Genomic DNA, 14,040 nt, shown 5'->3' with positions numbered 1-14,040 from the left:
ACAGATAAATACAAGATAATGGATATTTCAGTAATAATTCCTCTTTTTAATGAGGAAGAGTCGTTACCAGAGCTCTTCGCCTGGATAAAGCGAGTAATGGACTCAAACGATTTTACTTATGAAGTCATCTTTGTGAACGACGGTTCTACCGACCGTTCATGGAACGTCATAGAAGAACTTGCTGAGAAGAACGAGCAAGTAAAGGGTATCAAATTCCGCAGAAACTACGGAAAGAGCCCAGCACTCTTCTGTGGTTTCAAAGAAGCGCAGGGCGATGTTGTCATCACCATGGATGCCGATCTTCAGGATTCTCCAGATGAGATTCCGGGGCTCTACCAGATGATTAAGAAAGAGGGATACGACCTCGTGTCTGGTTACAAGCAGAACCGTAAAGAAGGAGACCCTCTGAGCAAGACCATCCCTACCAAACTCTTCAATGCTACTGCACGCAAAGTAAGCGGCATACACAATCTGCACGACTTCAACTGCGGTCTGAAAGCTTATCGCCTCGACGTAGTTAAGAATATCGAGGTATATGGTGAGATGCACCGTTATATCCCATATCTAGCCAAGAATGCAGGTTTTGCCAAGATAGGCGAAAAGCCTGTTCATCATCAGGCAAGAAAGTTCGGCAAATCAAAGTTTATGGGATGGAACCGCTTTGTAAATGGTTATCTTGACCTGATGACTCTCTGGTTCCTGAGCAATTTTGGCAAAAAGCCAATGCACGTATTCGGCTTCCTGGGTAGCGTCGTATTCTTCATAGCCTTCCTATCGCTCATCGGCTTAGGCATAGACAAGGCCATCGACCTGCACAACGGCATCTACGGACATCTCATTACCGATTCACCTTACTTCTTCATTGCTCTTGTAGCGATGGTTTTGGGTAGCCAGCTGTTCCTTGCCGGATTCCTGGGCGACCTTATCAGCCGCCAGAACCCAAACCGTAACGATTATCAAATAGAAAAAGAAATAAGATGCGGAAAATAATACCTTTCGTCGTTTTCATGGTTCTAGCCATGATGGGATGTACATCTCTCGACTGCCCACTCAACAATACTGTATATACCAAATACAAGTTGATGGGCGACAATAAAACGCTAAAAGACACGCTAACGATTTCTACGAAAAAGATAGCAGGAACAGATAGTGTGCTGATCAATAAGGATGTAAACGTAGACAGTTTCAGTCTGCCTATGAGTTACAGCCTGGACGAAGACGTATTGTTTTTCGAGATACATACCCTATCGAAGCAAGTATTCAAGGACACCGTGACTGTATCAAAGGAAAACCGCTCTCATTTTGAGTCGGTAGACTGCAGTCCATCGTTCTTCCATACGATAACCGATGTTAAGACTACTCACAATTTTATTGACTCAATAGTCATCAATCAAAAAGAGGTAAATTATGATGCATCCAAAGCACATTTCTACATATATTTTGGCAGCCGCAACTAGTATGCTATCCCTATTTGCTGTTCTCCCCTGTCAGGCCCAAAGCAAGAAGAAGATCATAGAGCAGCAGCCTGATACCATACCTTTTTTTAGAGGTATGGCTGTGGGAGTTGACCTGATAGGTCCCGTACAGTTGATGGTTAGCGACTATGGGCAGTACGAAGCATCTCTCCGTATCAATCTGAAAGATAAGTATTATCCTGTTTTCGAATTGGGTTATGGAAAGGCAGATGCCAGCGATGAGGCAACCCAAATCACCTACAAGACCAGCGCTCCCTATTTCAGATTAGGTGTAGACTGGAATCTTCTGAAGAACAAACACGACGACTACCGTCTGTTTGGCGGTTTCCGTTATGCCTGCACCTATTATGAATATGACCTGAGCGCCCCACCCGTTACAGACCCAGTATGGGGCGGCGAAACGCCCTATGGAGGTAACGGCATTTCCTGCAACTATCATTGGCTGGAAGGCGTAATAGGTATTGATGCCAAAATCTGGGGTCCCGTCCGTATGGGCTGGAGTTTCAGATACAAACGCCGCCTCTTCAAGAACGATGGAGAATTAGGCAACACCTGGTATGTGCCAGGCTACGGTAAGCAGGGAGGTTCACGCCTTGGCGGAACATTCAATGTAACCCTAGAGATTTAAAGACTTCATAATGTGTAAAGAATGAAAAAAAAGAAACTTATCTGGCAAATTCCATTTCTGTTGATACTTATCGTTGGTACCATCGTTATCATACGTCAGCAGCATAATACGCCCTATCAGAAAGATACCGGCTTTATCTTTGGCACCATCTATCACATTACCTATCAGAGTGATACCAACTACCAGCAAGAGATAGAAACAGAACTCAAGAAGGTAGACCAATCCTTGTCTCCTTTCAATAAGACCTCTGTCATCACACAGGTAAACCAAGGTAAAGATATTGAAGTAGACGAAATGTTTACCGAAGTATTCCGCATGGCAGAAAGCATCTCAAAAGAAACCAATGGAGCCTTTGATATCACGGTTGCCCCAATGGTAAACCTCTGGGGCTTTGGATTCAAGCAGGGGGTACCTCCTACGAAAGCCAAGATAGACAGTATCAAAACGCTGGTTGGTTATGAGAAAGTAGCCTTGGAAAAGGGACGCATCATCAAGCTAAATCCTAAGATCATGCTTGACTGTTCTGCTATCGCCAAAGGATATGGCAGCGACATTGTTGCCAGATTCCTGAAAAAGAAAGGTATCAGCAACTTTATGGTTGAGATTGGTGGAGAAATCGTAGTAAACGGTGTTAGCGAGAAACAAGTGCCTTGGCATATTGGTATCAACAAGCCAACTGACGATTCTACCAATACGAGTCAGGAAATTCAGGATGTACTTGATATTACCGACATAGCCATGGCTACGAGTGGTAACTACAGAAACTTCTATTATAAAAACGGCAAGAAGTATGCACATACCATCGACCCAAAAACAGGCTATCCTGTGCAGCATAACATCTTATCAGCAACGGTTTTAGCCAAGAACTGTGCTACAGCCGATGCCTATGCTACCTCGTTTATGGTAATGGGAATGGAGGGCGCAAAACAGATTCTGAAAAAGCATCCGGACCTCTGTGCATATCTCATCTATGCTGACAAGAAAGGACAAAACAAGATATGGTATTCACCGTCTCTCAAAAACAAGATATTAAATAAATAAACTTACATGTCAACCAATAGACTATACGACAGTTTATTATCACTCCCATTATTCCTGGGAATGACTTGCTATGACTTCCAAAATGTAGCTGGTAAAACCCGTTTTGACTTTCAAAAACTGGAAGCGGGTGAAACTATAGTTGAAGAAGGCACCAGTTGTACACGTCTATATTATTTAATCAGTGGAGATATTAAGGTGATAACCCAGGCAGATGACTACGGCTATCAGGTAGAAGAAGACATTTCGGCACCGGAATCATTCCAGCTGGAACGACTTTTCGGTCTTACCCAGCGCTTCACCCACACTTATGTGGCAAAGAACAGCTGCAGCATCATGTCAGTCAGCAAGCAAGAGATCATGAAGTTATCCGATGAATATGAAATATTCCGCATCAATCTTCTGAACTTGGTCTGCACCCAATCCCAAAAGAACAACCGCAGACTGTTCAGAGTTCCTGCCAAGACACTGAGTGAGCGTCTGATCCGTTTCTTCGAGAGCCACAGCGTCCGCCCGGCAGGCGAGAAAATCTTTCATATCAAGATGACCCGTTTAGCAGAAGAGATGAATGTAAAGCGCATCTATGTATCCAAGGCCCTCAACGAACTACAGTCAGAAGGACTTATCCAGCTAGAACGAGGCAGAATCTATATCCCTGCACTGGAAAATCTCATCAAACGCTAAAGACTGAACTTTCGCATGTGGTTTAAGTACGGGCTGAAGGCCCAAAAGCTCCTAGCTCAGGGCATCGCCCTGGGTATAATAGCAGTCAGCAAGGCGCCCTGTAAGGGCAAAAGCTTTGTTAACTGCCCGGTATTTAAAGCTTTTGCCCTTACAGGGCGACAAGTTTGCGTCCATAATACCCCAGGGCGCTGCCCTGGGCTAGGAGCTTCTGCCCTTTCAGGGCGTGTGGAGCCAACTTGCGAAACTTGAGTAAAGAAAGTATAACGACCGATAAATATAAGTTAAAAACGTTTATTATCAAGGCAATAAAGCATTTTTTTGCTAACTTTGCAGCTAAAAAGTAACAATATGCAAGACAATACAATACAAAATAGAACCAACCCATTCTTCGTGCCTTACAATACACCGCACGATACAGTACCATTCGAACGAATCCGTCTCGAAGATTATGAACCAGCATTCATGGAGGGAATCCGCCGTGATGACGAAGCCACAGACAAGATTGTAAACGATCCGGCAGAACCGACCTTTGAGAATACCATTGCAAGAGTTGATACCGATAAGGGCGAACACTATTACGACCTCTTGAGCCGTGTATCTAACGTTTTCTCATGCATGATGAGTGCTGAAACCTGCGATGAGATGGAAGAGATTGCGCAGAAGATGAGTCCGATTCTCACCAAGCACGCAAATGACATCACGCTGAACAAGAAACTCTTTGAGCGCATCAAGTTCGTTCACGATCATCCCAACAGAGAACTGACTCCTGAAGAGAAGATGCTTCTGGATACCAGCTATGACGGATTCGTACGCAGCGGTGCGCTTTTAGATGAAGAAGGTAAAGAGAAACTTCGCGAACTTACAGAAGAAGCCAGTATGCTCACTCTGCAGTTCTCACAGAATCTCTTAAAAGAAAACAAGGCATTTACGCTCCATATCACAGACGAAGCTCAGCTCGACGGACTTCCTGAAACAGCAAAAGCTGCCGCTGCGCATACCGCCAAAGAGCAGGAAAAAGAAGGCTGGATCTTCACACTCGATTATCCAAGTTATTCTCCTTTTATGACCTACTCTACCCAGCGTGAGCTCCGCAAACAGATGTATATGGCACGCAATACGGTATGTACCCATGATAATGAGCAGAACAACCTGGAAATCTGCAAACGACTGGTAAACCTGCGCAGAGAACTCGCCCAGTTGCTCGGTTTTGAAACCTATGCCGACTATGTTCTTCGCCATCGTATGGCAAGCAATACAGAACATGTATATAAACTTCTCAACGACCTGATAGAGGCTTATAAGCCAACGGCAGAAAAGGAAGTGAAAGAAGTGGAAGCCCTTGCCAAGAAGCTGGAGGGTAAAGATTTCGAAATGAAACCATGGGATTTCGGCTTCTATTCTCATAAACTCCAGATGGAGAAATATAATCTCGATGCAGAAATGCTTCGCCCTTATTTCCAGCTGGACAAAGTGATAGACGGTGTGTTTGGCCTCGCCAACAAACTGTATGGCATCACCTTTAAGGAGAACAAAGAGATACCGGTATACCACCCAGACGTCAAGGCATACGAGGTATTTGATAAAGACGGCAGCTATCTGGCAGTATTCTATGCCGACTTCTTCCCTCGCAAGGGCAAGCAAGGAGGTGCCTGGATGACAGAGTTCCAGGGACAGTGGATAGACCATAAGGGCAACAACATACGTCCTCACGTAAGTGTGGTAATGAACTTTACCAAGCCAACAGAGGAAAAGCCTGCTCTCTTGACATTAGGAGAAGTAGAAACCTTTCTCCATGAGTTTGGTCACAGTCTTCACGGCATGTTTGCCAATACCCGCTTCGAGAGTCTTTCGGGAACCAACGTATGGTGGGACTTCGTAGAATTGCCATCACAGTTTATGGAGAATTATGCAATAGAGAAAGATTTTCTCCGTACATTTGCCTTCCACTATCAGACAGGTGAACCGTTGCCAGATGAACTCATAGAGCGCATCGTGAAGAGTCGCAACTTCATGGCAGCCTACGGTTGCCTGCGCCAGGTAAGTTTCGGATTGCTTGACATGGCATACTACACCCAGAAGAAAGAATTTACTGCCGACATCATGCCTTATGAAAGGGAAGCCTGGAAAAAGGCGATGATATTGCCACAGTTGCAGGAAACCTGTATGACCGTACAGTTCTCCCACATCATGGCAGGAGGTTATGCCGCAGGATATTATAGCTACAAATGGGCAGAAGTATTGGATGCTGATGCTTTCAGTGTATTCAAGAAGAATGGAATCTTCGACCAGAAGACTGCTCAAAGTTTCCGTGACAACGTACTCTCTAAGGGTGGAACAGAGCATCCTATGGTTCTCTACAAACGGTTCCGTGGACAAGAGCCAACCATCGATGCACTGCTGGAACGTAACGAAATCAAGGTACAAAATAAAGGATAAGAGGATGGCAAACGAACTTTCCAAACAAACCAAGCTCGACCTTCGCTATTTGCGAATGGCACGTATATGGGCTGAAAACAGCTATTGCAAACGCCGACAGGTAGGTGCACTGGTTGTAAAAGATAAAATGATTATCAGTGATGGCTACAATGGTACACCGAGCGGATTTGAAAATGTCTGTGAGGATAACAACGTAACCAAGCCATACGTTCTCCATGCGGAGGCTAATGCTATTACGAAACTGGCTCGCAGCAGCAATAACAGTGAGGGAAGTACGCTTTACGTCACCGCCTCTCCATGTATAGAATGTGCCAAACTGATCATACAGTCGGGCATCAAGCGTGTTGTATATGCAGAGAAATACCGTCTGGACGATGGTATCAAACTGATGCAACGAGCAGGAATCAAGGTAGAATACCTCAATCCTGATGAAAAGACATCTTCTGTAGAAGATTAGAGATAAGATAGATAAAACGTTAGTAAAAAGAGAATTGTTATGAACATGAGTAAGAATAAGACCAACCGCTTTATGCCATTCATCATGGCATTCTGTGTTGTGATAGGTATTATCATCGGAACATTCTTTTCCAACCATTTCTCTGGAAATCGCCTCAACGTTATCAATAGTGGAAGCAACCGTCTGAACAACCTGCTCCATCTTATTGATGACCAATATGTAGATCCCGTGAACATCGACTCGCTGGTAGATAAGGCAATTCCACAGATTTTAGCAGAACTGGATCCACATTCCGTATATATCAGTGCTAAAGACGCAGCTCAGGCCACCGACGATCTGAAAGGATCTTTCTCGGGTGTAGGCGTAGAGTTTGTCATCCGCCAAGATACAATACATATACAGAATGTGATACAGAATGGACCTGCCGAGAAAGCAGGACTTTTGGCAGGAGATAAGATTGTAGCCGTAGACGGCAAACCTTTTGTTGGCAAGATTGTAACCAATCAGGAGGCAATGCATCGCCTGAAGGGTCCAAAAGATACCAAGGTAAAAATCGGAGTTATACGATATGGAAGCAAGAAGGTTCAGACCTTTACCGTAACCCGAGGTGAAATTCCGACAAAGAGTGTTACAGCTGCCTACATGCTTAACGATAAAACAGGCTATATCCGTATCAAGAACTTTGGCGAGAACACCTATCCGGAAATGCTGATTGCCCTGGCCAAACTCTCACAGCAGGGATTCACCAACCTCTGTATTGACCTTCGGGATAACTCAGGTGGTTACCTGACGGCTGCAGTAAACATGGCAAACGAATTCTTGCCAGACAAGAAGCTCATCGTTTACACACAGGGACGCAAATCGCCTAGACACAACTATATGAGTGACGGTAAGGGTGCCTACCAGAAGATACCGATGGTAGTTCTCATCAATGAAGGTTCTGCATCATCTGCAGAAATCTTTGCGGGTGCCATGCAGGATAATGACCGTGCTACCATCATCGGACGACGCTCGTTTGGTAAGGGACTGGTTCAGCAACAGATAGAATTCCCTGACCACAGCCTCATCCGTCTGACCATTGCGCGCTACTATACTCCTTCAGGAAGATGCATCCAGAAGCCATATACTTTGGGAGATGACAAGGATTATGAGCAAGACTTGCTTGACAGATATCAGCACGGAGAGTTCTTCTCACAGGATAGCATCAAGCATACAGGACCAGCTTATCATACAGGTAACGGCCGTATTGTCTATGGCGGAGGTGGTATCACCCCAGACATCTTTGTTCCTGAAGATACGCTCGGCATGACATCCTATTTCAAGGAGGCTAGTCTGAGTGGTCTCATCTTGCAGTTTGCCTTCACTTATACAGACGATAACCGTCCGAAGTTGAACAACTTCAAGGAGATGATGGAACTTGCCGATTATCTTGACAGTCAGGACATGGTTGAAAAGTTTGCCAGCTATGCTGATAAACGTGGTTTGAAACGTAGAAATCTTTTAATCAAGAAATCACACAAACTATTAGACCGTGTCATCGACAGCCGTATCATCTACAATATGTTGGACGAGCAGGCATGGACCCAGTACATCAATCTTGATGATCCAGTCATCAAAAAGACGCTGGAGGTATTTGAGAACCATGCAGCATTTCCAAAGAAACCAGAGCCAGCCAAAAAACGCGCTGCGAAGAAAGAAAAGATAGCTATGGCGAATACGCCCTACAACTATTCTTCCTTACACCATAATAATTGTATGATAGCAAATGCTTAAGGCATGGACAAGAAAGAATTAAGAAAAATCATAAAAGACAGAAAGCGACAGTATTCCTCAAGACAACTTGAGGAACTGTCGCTTTCTGTATTATCACGTTTAGATTCCAACCCGTATCTTCAGAATGCCCAAACCATACTGATGTACTATTCGCTTCCTGATGAAGTGGACACCCATCATTATATAGACCAACTTGTTTCCAGGGGAAAACGGGTGATACTGCCCGTTGTGCTGGACGATACGAATATGGAACTGAGAGAATATTCCGGAGTTCAAGACCTGAAGGAAGGAGCCTATCATATACTTGAACCGAAAGGCAAGATTTATCCGGAAGAGAAATATCCCGAGATAGAACTTGCCGTAATCCCAGGTATGAGTTTCGATATGAAAGGCAACCGGTTAGGAAGAGGAAAAGGCTATTACGACAGATTTCTTGTCCAGATTCCACATGCATACAAAATAGGAATCTGTTTCGACTTCCAGAAAATCAAAGAGGAAGGACTCCTTCCTGTTACCCCTACAGATATATGCATGGACGAAATCATATAGCATATAGAGCGGGGAATATTAATAAAAGCGTATATCTGCAATAACCTGTGCACCAACCTGTTCATTCAAACGGCGAACAAGGGTAGCACGGCTCATCGTGAGGTCAGCCCTCAATGCAGCATTCTCTATCTTTACATAGAGAGTCTGGTTCTTGATAAACTTATCACCACAATATGCAGCAATATTTTCCCCTACTACAGAATCCCAACTCATGATCAGGCGTTTCTGCTGCAAAGGAGTCTCCAAGCCTTCCTTTCTCAGAAATTCGGGCAAGAGTTCTGCTATTGACTTAACTTTTCTTTTAAACATATTCTTACTTTATTATTTCCCCATTCTCTACATAGAATATCGTATGATCTCCCTGCATGTTCTGGAGAATCTTATCCAAATGATCACGGTTCGTATCCGTGATAAAGATCTGTCCGAAATGGTCACCGGCAACCAGTTTCACAATAGCCTCAACCCGCTGAGCATCCAACTTGTCGAAAATATCATCTAAGAGGAGCAAAGGAAGCGTATTGGAACTCGTGCGCTGCAGAAAAGTAAATTGAGCCAGTTTCAGGGCTATCACGAAAGTTTTGTTCTGCCCCTGACTTCCCTCTCTCTTCATCGGATAATCACCCAGCAAAAACTCCAGATCATCACGGTGAACACCATGCAGAGAATACCCTACAGCACGGTCCTTAAACCGGTCGCGCTGGATAACATCCAACAAAGGACCTCTCTGGCAATGAGAAACATAGTGAAGACGGACCTGCTCCTTATCACCCGAAATCTGCTGATAAATCTGCTGAAACAGCGGAACCAGTTCGTCAACGAAAGCCTGCCGTTTCCGGTACAGCAATTCACCATTACTCGCCATCTGCTGTTCCCAAAGTTCCAGCAGCGTAATATCAGGCTCCTCCTCCATTTTCAGCAAAGCATTTCTCTGTTGCAAAGCCTTATTATAGTTGGACAAAGCCTCTATATAAGAGTAATCATACTGAGAGATGACCACATCCATCAGTTTTCTGCGCTCTTCACTTCCTCCTTCTATCAGAGAAACATCAGATGGAGAAACCAGAATCAGAGGGATGAGCCCGATATGTTGCGAAAGACGCTTATACTCCTTCTTGTTTCTCTTGAAATGCTTCTTGGTACCCCGTTTCATGCCACAGTAAACATTCTCTATCTCCCCCTTATCATTATCATAATTTCCCTCCAGCATAAAGAAAGGCTCATCATGAGTAATAATCTGGGAATCGATAGAATTATAGGCACTCCTACAGAAAGAGAGATAGTAGATGGCATCAAGGAAATTAGTCTTTCCCATGCCATTATGTCCTATCAGACAATTGATTTTGGGCGACAACTCCAGATTGGCGCTCTTTATATTTTTAAAGTTAATAATGGAAATATTCTTTAAAATCATAGTCTCTTTTCTGCTTTTATAGTGCAAAGTTAGCAGAAAAAGAGGAAAAAACAAAAAAAATAGGCTAGAAATTTCAATAATTGAATAAAATTGAGTAAATTTGCAGAAGTTTAGCGGCATTCCACAATTTGAAAGCTAACTTTCTATTGAACAGATTGCCACAAAACCAGAAACGAAAAAGTATAGAATAATAAAAAAGCAAAATAAAAATGGCAAACAACAACGTACAGGCTCAGGAAACAGAGAGCCTAAACATTCGTGAGGCCTTCTTCTTGAAGTACAAGAAGGCAATTATCATTGCAGTAGTAGCTATCATTGTTATCATTGCAGGTGTATTCGGTTATGTATCTCAGATCTCAGGTCCTCGTGAGGACAAGGCTAGCACTATGCTTGCTAAGGGTCAGACCTACTTTGCTAACCAGATGTATGAGCAGGCATTGAAGGGTGATGGCGCTGGCTATGTAGGTTTTACTAAGATTGCTGACGAATACAGCAGCACAGATGCAGGTAACCTGGCAAACCTCTATGCAGGTCTTTGCTATGCAAACCTCGGCAAATGGGCAGAAGCTCAGAAGAGTCTGGAAGCATTCTCTTCAGAAGACGACCAGATGATCAGTCCTGCTGCTGAAGCTGCCTTAGGTGATGCTTATGCGCATCTCAACCAGCTCGACAAGGCTGTAGATGCTTTCAAGAAGGCTGCTTCTATGGCTGACAGCAAGGCCGAGGATGGTACAAACAACAGTCTTTCTCCTACATTCATTATCAAGGCAGGCGAGATTCTCGAAAGCCAGGGTAAGAAAGACGAAGCTTTGAAGCTTTATCAGGATGCTAAGAAGAAGTATGTTAACGCTATGCTCGTACAGGGTGGCGAAATCGACAAGTACATCGAGCGCGCTTCTAACTAATCTGTACTGATAACAATTCGAAATCAATATGGCAACAGCACTTCATAATTTATCTGAATACGACTTTACTAAAATACCAGACGCCAGTAACATGTGCTTTGGTATCGTTGTAGCAGAATGGAATCCTGAGATAACGGGCGCTTTGCTCGACGGAGCAGTAAAAACACTCGAAAAACATGGAGCTCTCACTGAGAATATCCATGTAAAAACTGTTCCAGGCAGCTTTGAGCTTATCTATGGAGCCCATCAAATGGTTTTGAATGGCGGCTATGATGCAGTCATCATTTTAGGTAGTGTGATACGTGGTGAAACTCCTCACTTCGATTACATCTGCGAGGGTGTTACCTACGGAATTGCCCGTCTGAATGCTACTCAGGAAATACCTGTTATCTATGGTCTCTTGACTACCAACGATCTGCAGCAAGCTAAGGATCGTAGCGGCGGCAAGTTGGGTAACAAGGGTGATGAGTGTGCTATAGATGCTATCAAGATGGCTAAGTTCTAGTCTTCACAACGAGAGTTGATAAACTGAATGTTATATATATAATAAGGTATAAGCATATGAAACTCTACCAGCTATTGCAGTCGTTTGAATTTGAAGAGATTTTTCCAACAGTCAATGTGATGTTTCCAAATGCACAGTTGCATCGCGATATTTTTGAAAAAGCATTCGATATGCTTTGCAATATCCAACCTATCACATCCAAAAAGGTTATCAAGTTTGAACTGATGGAAGATCCTGACTCAAATGATATGTTTGTTGGAGCAAATGATAGCTGTTTCCAGTCCACATGGGATGTATGCCTGGGAAAGGAAGTCAAAAAAGGCAAAGGCGCTGATCTCAATGATGTAGAACTGGCAGCCAACTGCTTACTCAATGTTCTTTTCATCGGACGTCATCCTCAAGGATTTGACAAGGACTACAAAAAGTTATTGAAATAAACTATCAATACAAAATAATCAAACTCCTGAAGTTGTTTGAAACAAACTTCAGGAGTTTTTTTATGTTTCTTCAGTAAAAAGAGCCTTTAAAAGCCTTTTACCTTTTCACACAGTTCCCAGTATCGCAGAGCAAGGTCATGGATGAACTTCCGTCCTCGTTCGGTCCATACGAGATAGGTGTGGGTGTAGGCTCTGCCCATCTTCTCCTGTCTACCATCGCTTTTCGGGTCTAGGAAGGCGCTGTAGCGGGTGCGGCTCTTGGCTAAACCCATGTGGGCGTAATCGGCATAAAGAAGATACTGACCGCTCTGGTAATACTGGATATGCAGAGCACAGAGCGAGCGGTTCAGCTCCTGCGCTGTGATACCGAGTTCCTTCGCAATCTGCGTGGTAGTGAAGCAAGAAACGGAATCGAGCACATTATCGCTGTAAAGCGCTTTCGGCAGAAGATTACCCACCTGATTCTCCAACTGTATGATGTTCTCACCATTTTTGGCGTTGCGAACCACCTGCTCATCCACCACATCATTCAAGCGGCGGATTTCCGTATCCTGTTCGCCGATAAGTTTCTTCTGCTGTTCAATCTGCAGACGCTGCTTCTTCAGCAGATTCTCCTTCTCCTTGAGCGTAGCACGGAGGATTTCTTCTGCATGTCGGATTGTCTCCTCATCGCTCTCTCCCTGCTGAACCGGAATATAACCACCCGTCTTACGGATCTGTGGCAGCACATCGGCCGTAACCCAGTTCTTGAACTTCACGGCAGTAGAAAGCTTGGAGCCGAGAACCAAAGCATAGAAACCGCTCTCGTTAACGAAGATCATCTTTTGGAGTCGTTTAGATGGGGTTCCATCCTTACGCAGGCTTCCCGATACCTTGACGCTGTGTTTTACAGCGTCAAGTGGGTTAACTAGCTGAGCTACAGCGCATCTTGCTCTTTTATATCCCAGTACATCACAGACATCCTTTGCACAGAACAAAGGTTCTCCGTTCTCATCGGTCAAGGTACGAATCTTACCGAATACAGGATTTTCAAACACGACAGCAGCTGCTGCCTTCTTATCCATTTCTACTTTATTTGTATTAACTGACTTTACCATAATAATTTGTTTTTAAAAATTAATCACTAAAAATTCAACATCCAACATTCAAAAATCAACATTCAACACTCAACACTCAACATTACAAAACGGTAATCCAAACGCTCTCCTCCCGTTCCCTTGCTGCGGTAATGGCATTCATGAGCCTGTGCAGCCAGATGCGGGAATTAAAGACTGCGCCCTGTAATTTATTTTCACCTACCAGGATGCAGCCCTGCGTATCATCGGGATAATTACCGGCATGAATGCGGATGCCCTCAAAATCGGGAACACCCTGCACCAACGGAAGCCACTTCTTGAACCTTGGCGATTTCGAGATAACCACAGGATATGAACCCTCCGGTATCGCCGTATGACCCGGTATCTTGCGGGCTTTCTTGCCCGATACCCTACTGTACCGTCCATCCTCCTCTTCCGGTTTCAGTTCGATACCCAGGAGGTTTCTCCACGTAGGCTCCAGGGTATCACAGAAGTAATGCTCCTTGTCCAACTTCGCCTTATCGAAGCTGTGCTCAAAGATACGCTTGTCGCCTATTTTTACCCCCGAACGCCAAGTACGCTTCACGTCCTTATCGCTCAGGATATAAAGATGACCTATCGTATAAGTCTTCTTTTTTGCTATTCTTTTTACTACTATTTCCATAC

16 protein-coding genes are annotated in these 14,040 nt (G+C 44.1%); 12 read left to right on the top strand and 4 right to left on the bottom strand.

Translation table 11 applies throughout. The annotated features are described in order from the left end of the window. Positions 1-18: 18 nt before the first annotated feature. The 9 genes from NNC77_RS00250 to NNC77_RS00210 all read left to right on the top strand — a co-directional run bounded on the left by NNC77_RS00250 (position 19) and on the right by NNC77_RS00210 (position 9,040). Positions 19-990, top strand: coding sequence for a glycosyltransferase family 2 protein (locus tag NNC77_RS00250; protein WP_117691989.1), 972 nt, complete (start codon positions 19-21; stop codon positions 988-990). Continuing rightward, a complete protein-coding gene (locus NNC77_RS00245; RefSeq protein ID WP_254969562.1) occupies positions 978-1,457 on the top strand; it encodes a DUF6452 family protein in 480 nt (159 codons plus the stop codon). The genes NNC77_RS00250 and NNC77_RS00245 overlap by 13 nt, the downstream gene beginning before the upstream one ends. Continuing rightward, the gene (locus NNC77_RS00240; RefSeq protein WP_334559929.1) at positions 1,408-2,103 is read left to right on the top strand and encodes a DUF6048 family protein; all 696 of its coding nucleotides are present in this window, start codon (positions 1,408-1,410) and stop codon (positions 2,101-2,103) included. The genes NNC77_RS00245 and NNC77_RS00240 overlap by 50 nt, the downstream gene beginning before the upstream one ends. Before the next feature lie 21 nt (positions 2,104-2,124). Further along, positions 2,125-3,144 (top strand): FAD:protein FMN transferase, encoded by a 1,020-nt coding sequence (locus NNC77_RS00235; RefSeq protein WP_254969561.1) that lies wholly within the window; start codon positions 2,125-2,127, stop codon positions 3,142-3,144. A 6-nt stretch (positions 3,145-3,150) separates the two neighbouring features. Then, entirely contained in the window at positions 3,151-3,825 is a 675-nt protein-coding gene (locus NNC77_RS00230) for a Crp/Fnr family transcriptional regulator (RefSeq protein ID WP_118190397.1), read from the top strand. A gap of 348 nt (positions 3,826-4,173) precedes the next feature. Next, a complete protein-coding gene (locus NNC77_RS00225) occupies positions 4,174-6,261 on the top strand; it encodes a M3 family metallopeptidase (protein ID WP_254969560.1) in 2,088 nt (695 codons plus the stop codon). Positions 6,262-6,265: 4 nt separating this feature from the next. Continuing rightward, positions 6,266-6,718, top strand: coding sequence for a deoxycytidylate deaminase (locus NNC77_RS00220; protein WP_006846261.1), 453 nt, complete (start codon positions 6,266-6,268; stop codon positions 6,716-6,718). Between the two features lie 45 nt (positions 6,719-6,763). Further along, positions 6,764-8,491, top strand: coding sequence for a S41 family peptidase (locus tag NNC77_RS00215; protein WP_118064254.1), 1,728 nt, complete (start codon positions 6,764-6,766; stop codon positions 8,489-8,491). 3 nt (positions 8,492-8,494) lie between these two features. Beyond that, a complete protein-coding gene (locus tag NNC77_RS00210; RefSeq protein ID WP_254969559.1) occupies positions 8,495-9,040 on the top strand; it encodes a 5-formyltetrahydrofolate cyclo-ligase in 546 nt (181 codons plus the stop codon). Between the two features lie 18 nt (positions 9,041-9,058). On the opposite strand, the gene NNC77_RS00205 is transcribed toward NNC77_RS00210, so the two are convergent. Together NNC77_RS00205 and recF are read right to left on the bottom strand one after the other, a co-directional pair. Continuing rightward, positions 9,059-9,349, bottom strand: coding sequence for a DUF721 domain-containing protein (locus tag NNC77_RS00205; RefSeq protein WP_118079051.1), 291 nt, complete (start codon positions 9,347-9,349; stop codon positions 9,059-9,061). 4 nt (positions 9,350-9,353) lie between these two features. Then, positions 9,354-10,451, bottom strand: a complete 1,098-nt coding sequence (gene recF, locus NNC77_RS00200) for a DNA replication/repair protein RecF (RefSeq protein ID WP_117691976.1) — start codon at positions 10,449-10,451, stop codon at positions 9,354-9,356. Positions 10,452-10,660: 209 nt separating this feature from the next. Here recF and NNC77_RS00195 point away from each other — a divergent pair, with 209 nt between their 5' ends. Genes NNC77_RS00195 through NNC77_RS00185 form a run of 3 tightly spaced genes read left to right on the top strand, consistent with a single transcriptional unit; the run spans position 10,661 to position 12,298 of the window. Continuing rightward, positions 10,661-11,356 carry a tetratricopeptide repeat protein gene (locus NNC77_RS00195; RefSeq protein ID WP_203068153.1) on the top strand — a complete coding sequence of 232 codons (696 nt, stop codon included), beginning with the start codon at positions 10,661-10,663 and terminating at the stop codon, positions 11,354-11,356. A 28-nt stretch (positions 11,357-11,384) separates the two neighbouring features. After that, entirely contained in the window at positions 11,385-11,861 is a 477-nt protein-coding gene (gene ribH / locus NNC77_RS00190) for a 6,7-dimethyl-8-ribityllumazine synthase (protein ID WP_006846254.1), read from the top strand. 56 nt (positions 11,862-11,917) lie between these two features. Continuing rightward, complete coding sequence (locus NNC77_RS00185; RefSeq protein WP_006846253.1) at positions 11,918-12,298, top strand: hypothetical protein; 381 nt, start codon at positions 11,918-11,920, stop codon at positions 12,296-12,298. A gap of 86 nt (positions 12,299-12,384) precedes the next feature. Here NNC77_RS00185 and NNC77_RS00180 read toward each other — a convergent pair whose 3' ends face one another. After that, positions 12,385-13,395, bottom strand: a complete 1,011-nt coding sequence (locus tag NNC77_RS00180; protein WP_254969558.1) for a phage antirepressor — start codon at positions 13,393-13,395, stop codon at positions 12,385-12,387. A gap of 82 nt (positions 13,396-13,477) precedes the next feature. Then, positions 13,478-14,038 carry a DUF5675 family protein gene (locus tag NNC77_RS00175; protein ID WP_254969557.1) on the bottom strand — a complete coding sequence of 187 codons (561 nt, stop codon included), beginning with the start codon at positions 14,036-14,038 and terminating at the stop codon, positions 13,478-13,480. Between the last annotated feature and the right edge of the window lie 2 nt (positions 14,039-14,040).

Origin of the sequence: Segatella copri, assembly GCF_024330485.1 — a bacterium.
GTDB classification, from domain to species: Bacteria; Bacteroidota; Bacteroidia; order Bacteroidales; family Bacteroidaceae; genus Prevotella; species Prevotella copri_L.
Note: the sequence above shows the minus strand (reverse complement) of the source record. Positions and strands in the feature narration are given on the sequence as shown.

What these genes read in the sequence shown, in the direction of transcription:
- NNC77_RS00250 (WP_117691989.1), top strand. Translation starts at nt 19, where the DNA reads ATGGATATTTCAGTAATAATTCCTCTTTTTAATGAGGAAGAGTCGTTA.
- NNC77_RS00245 (WP_254969562.1), top strand. Translation starts at nt 978, where the DNA reads ATGCGGAAAATAATACCTTTCGTCGTTTTCATGGTTCTAGCCATGATG.
- NNC77_RS00240 (WP_334559929.1), top strand. Translation starts at nt 1,408, where the DNA reads ATGATGCATCCAAAGCACATTTCTACATATATTTTGGCAGCCGCAACT.
- NNC77_RS00235 (WP_254969561.1), top strand. Translation starts at nt 2,125, where the DNA reads ATGAAAAAAAAGAAACTTATCTGGCAAATTCCATTTCTGTTGATACTT.
- NNC77_RS00230 (WP_118190397.1), top strand. Translation starts at nt 3,151, where the DNA reads ATGTCAACCAATAGACTATACGACAGTTTATTATCACTCCCATTATTC.
- NNC77_RS00225 (WP_254969560.1), top strand. Translation starts at nt 4,174, where the DNA reads ATGCAAGACAATACAATACAAAATAGAACCAACCCATTCTTCGTGCCT.
- NNC77_RS00220 (WP_006846261.1), top strand. Translation starts at nt 6,266, where the DNA reads ATGGCAAACGAACTTTCCAAACAAACCAAGCTCGACCTTCGCTATTTG.
- NNC77_RS00215 (WP_118064254.1), top strand. Translation starts at nt 6,764, where the DNA reads ATGAGTAAGAATAAGACCAACCGCTTTATGCCATTCATCATGGCATTC.
- NNC77_RS00210 (WP_254969559.1), top strand. Translation starts at nt 8,495, where the DNA reads ATGGACAAGAAAGAATTAAGAAAAATCATAAAAGACAGAAAGCGACAG.
- NNC77_RS00205 (WP_118079051.1), bottom strand. Translation starts at nt 9,349, where the DNA reads ATGTTTAAAAGAAAAGTTAAGTCAATAGCAGAACTCTTGCCCGAATTT.
- recF (WP_117691976.1), bottom strand. Translation starts at nt 10,451, where the DNA reads ATGATTTTAAAGAATATTTCCATTATTAACTTTAAAAATATAAAGAGC.
- NNC77_RS00195 (WP_203068153.1), top strand. Translation starts at nt 10,661, where the DNA reads ATGGCAAACAACAACGTACAGGCTCAGGAAACAGAGAGCCTAAACATT.
- ribH (WP_006846254.1), top strand. Translation starts at nt 11,385, where the DNA reads ATGGCAACAGCACTTCATAATTTATCTGAATACGACTTTACTAAAATA.
- NNC77_RS00185 (WP_006846253.1), top strand. Translation starts at nt 11,918, where the DNA reads ATGAAACTCTACCAGCTATTGCAGTCGTTTGAATTTGAAGAGATTTTT.
- NNC77_RS00180 (WP_254969558.1), bottom strand. Translation starts at nt 13,395, where the DNA reads ATGGTAAAGTCAGTTAATACAAATAAAGTAGAAATGGATAAGAAGGCA.
- NNC77_RS00175 (WP_254969557.1), bottom strand. Translation starts at nt 14,038, where the DNA reads ATGGAAATAGTAGTAAAAAGAATAGCAAAAAAGAAGACTTATACGATA.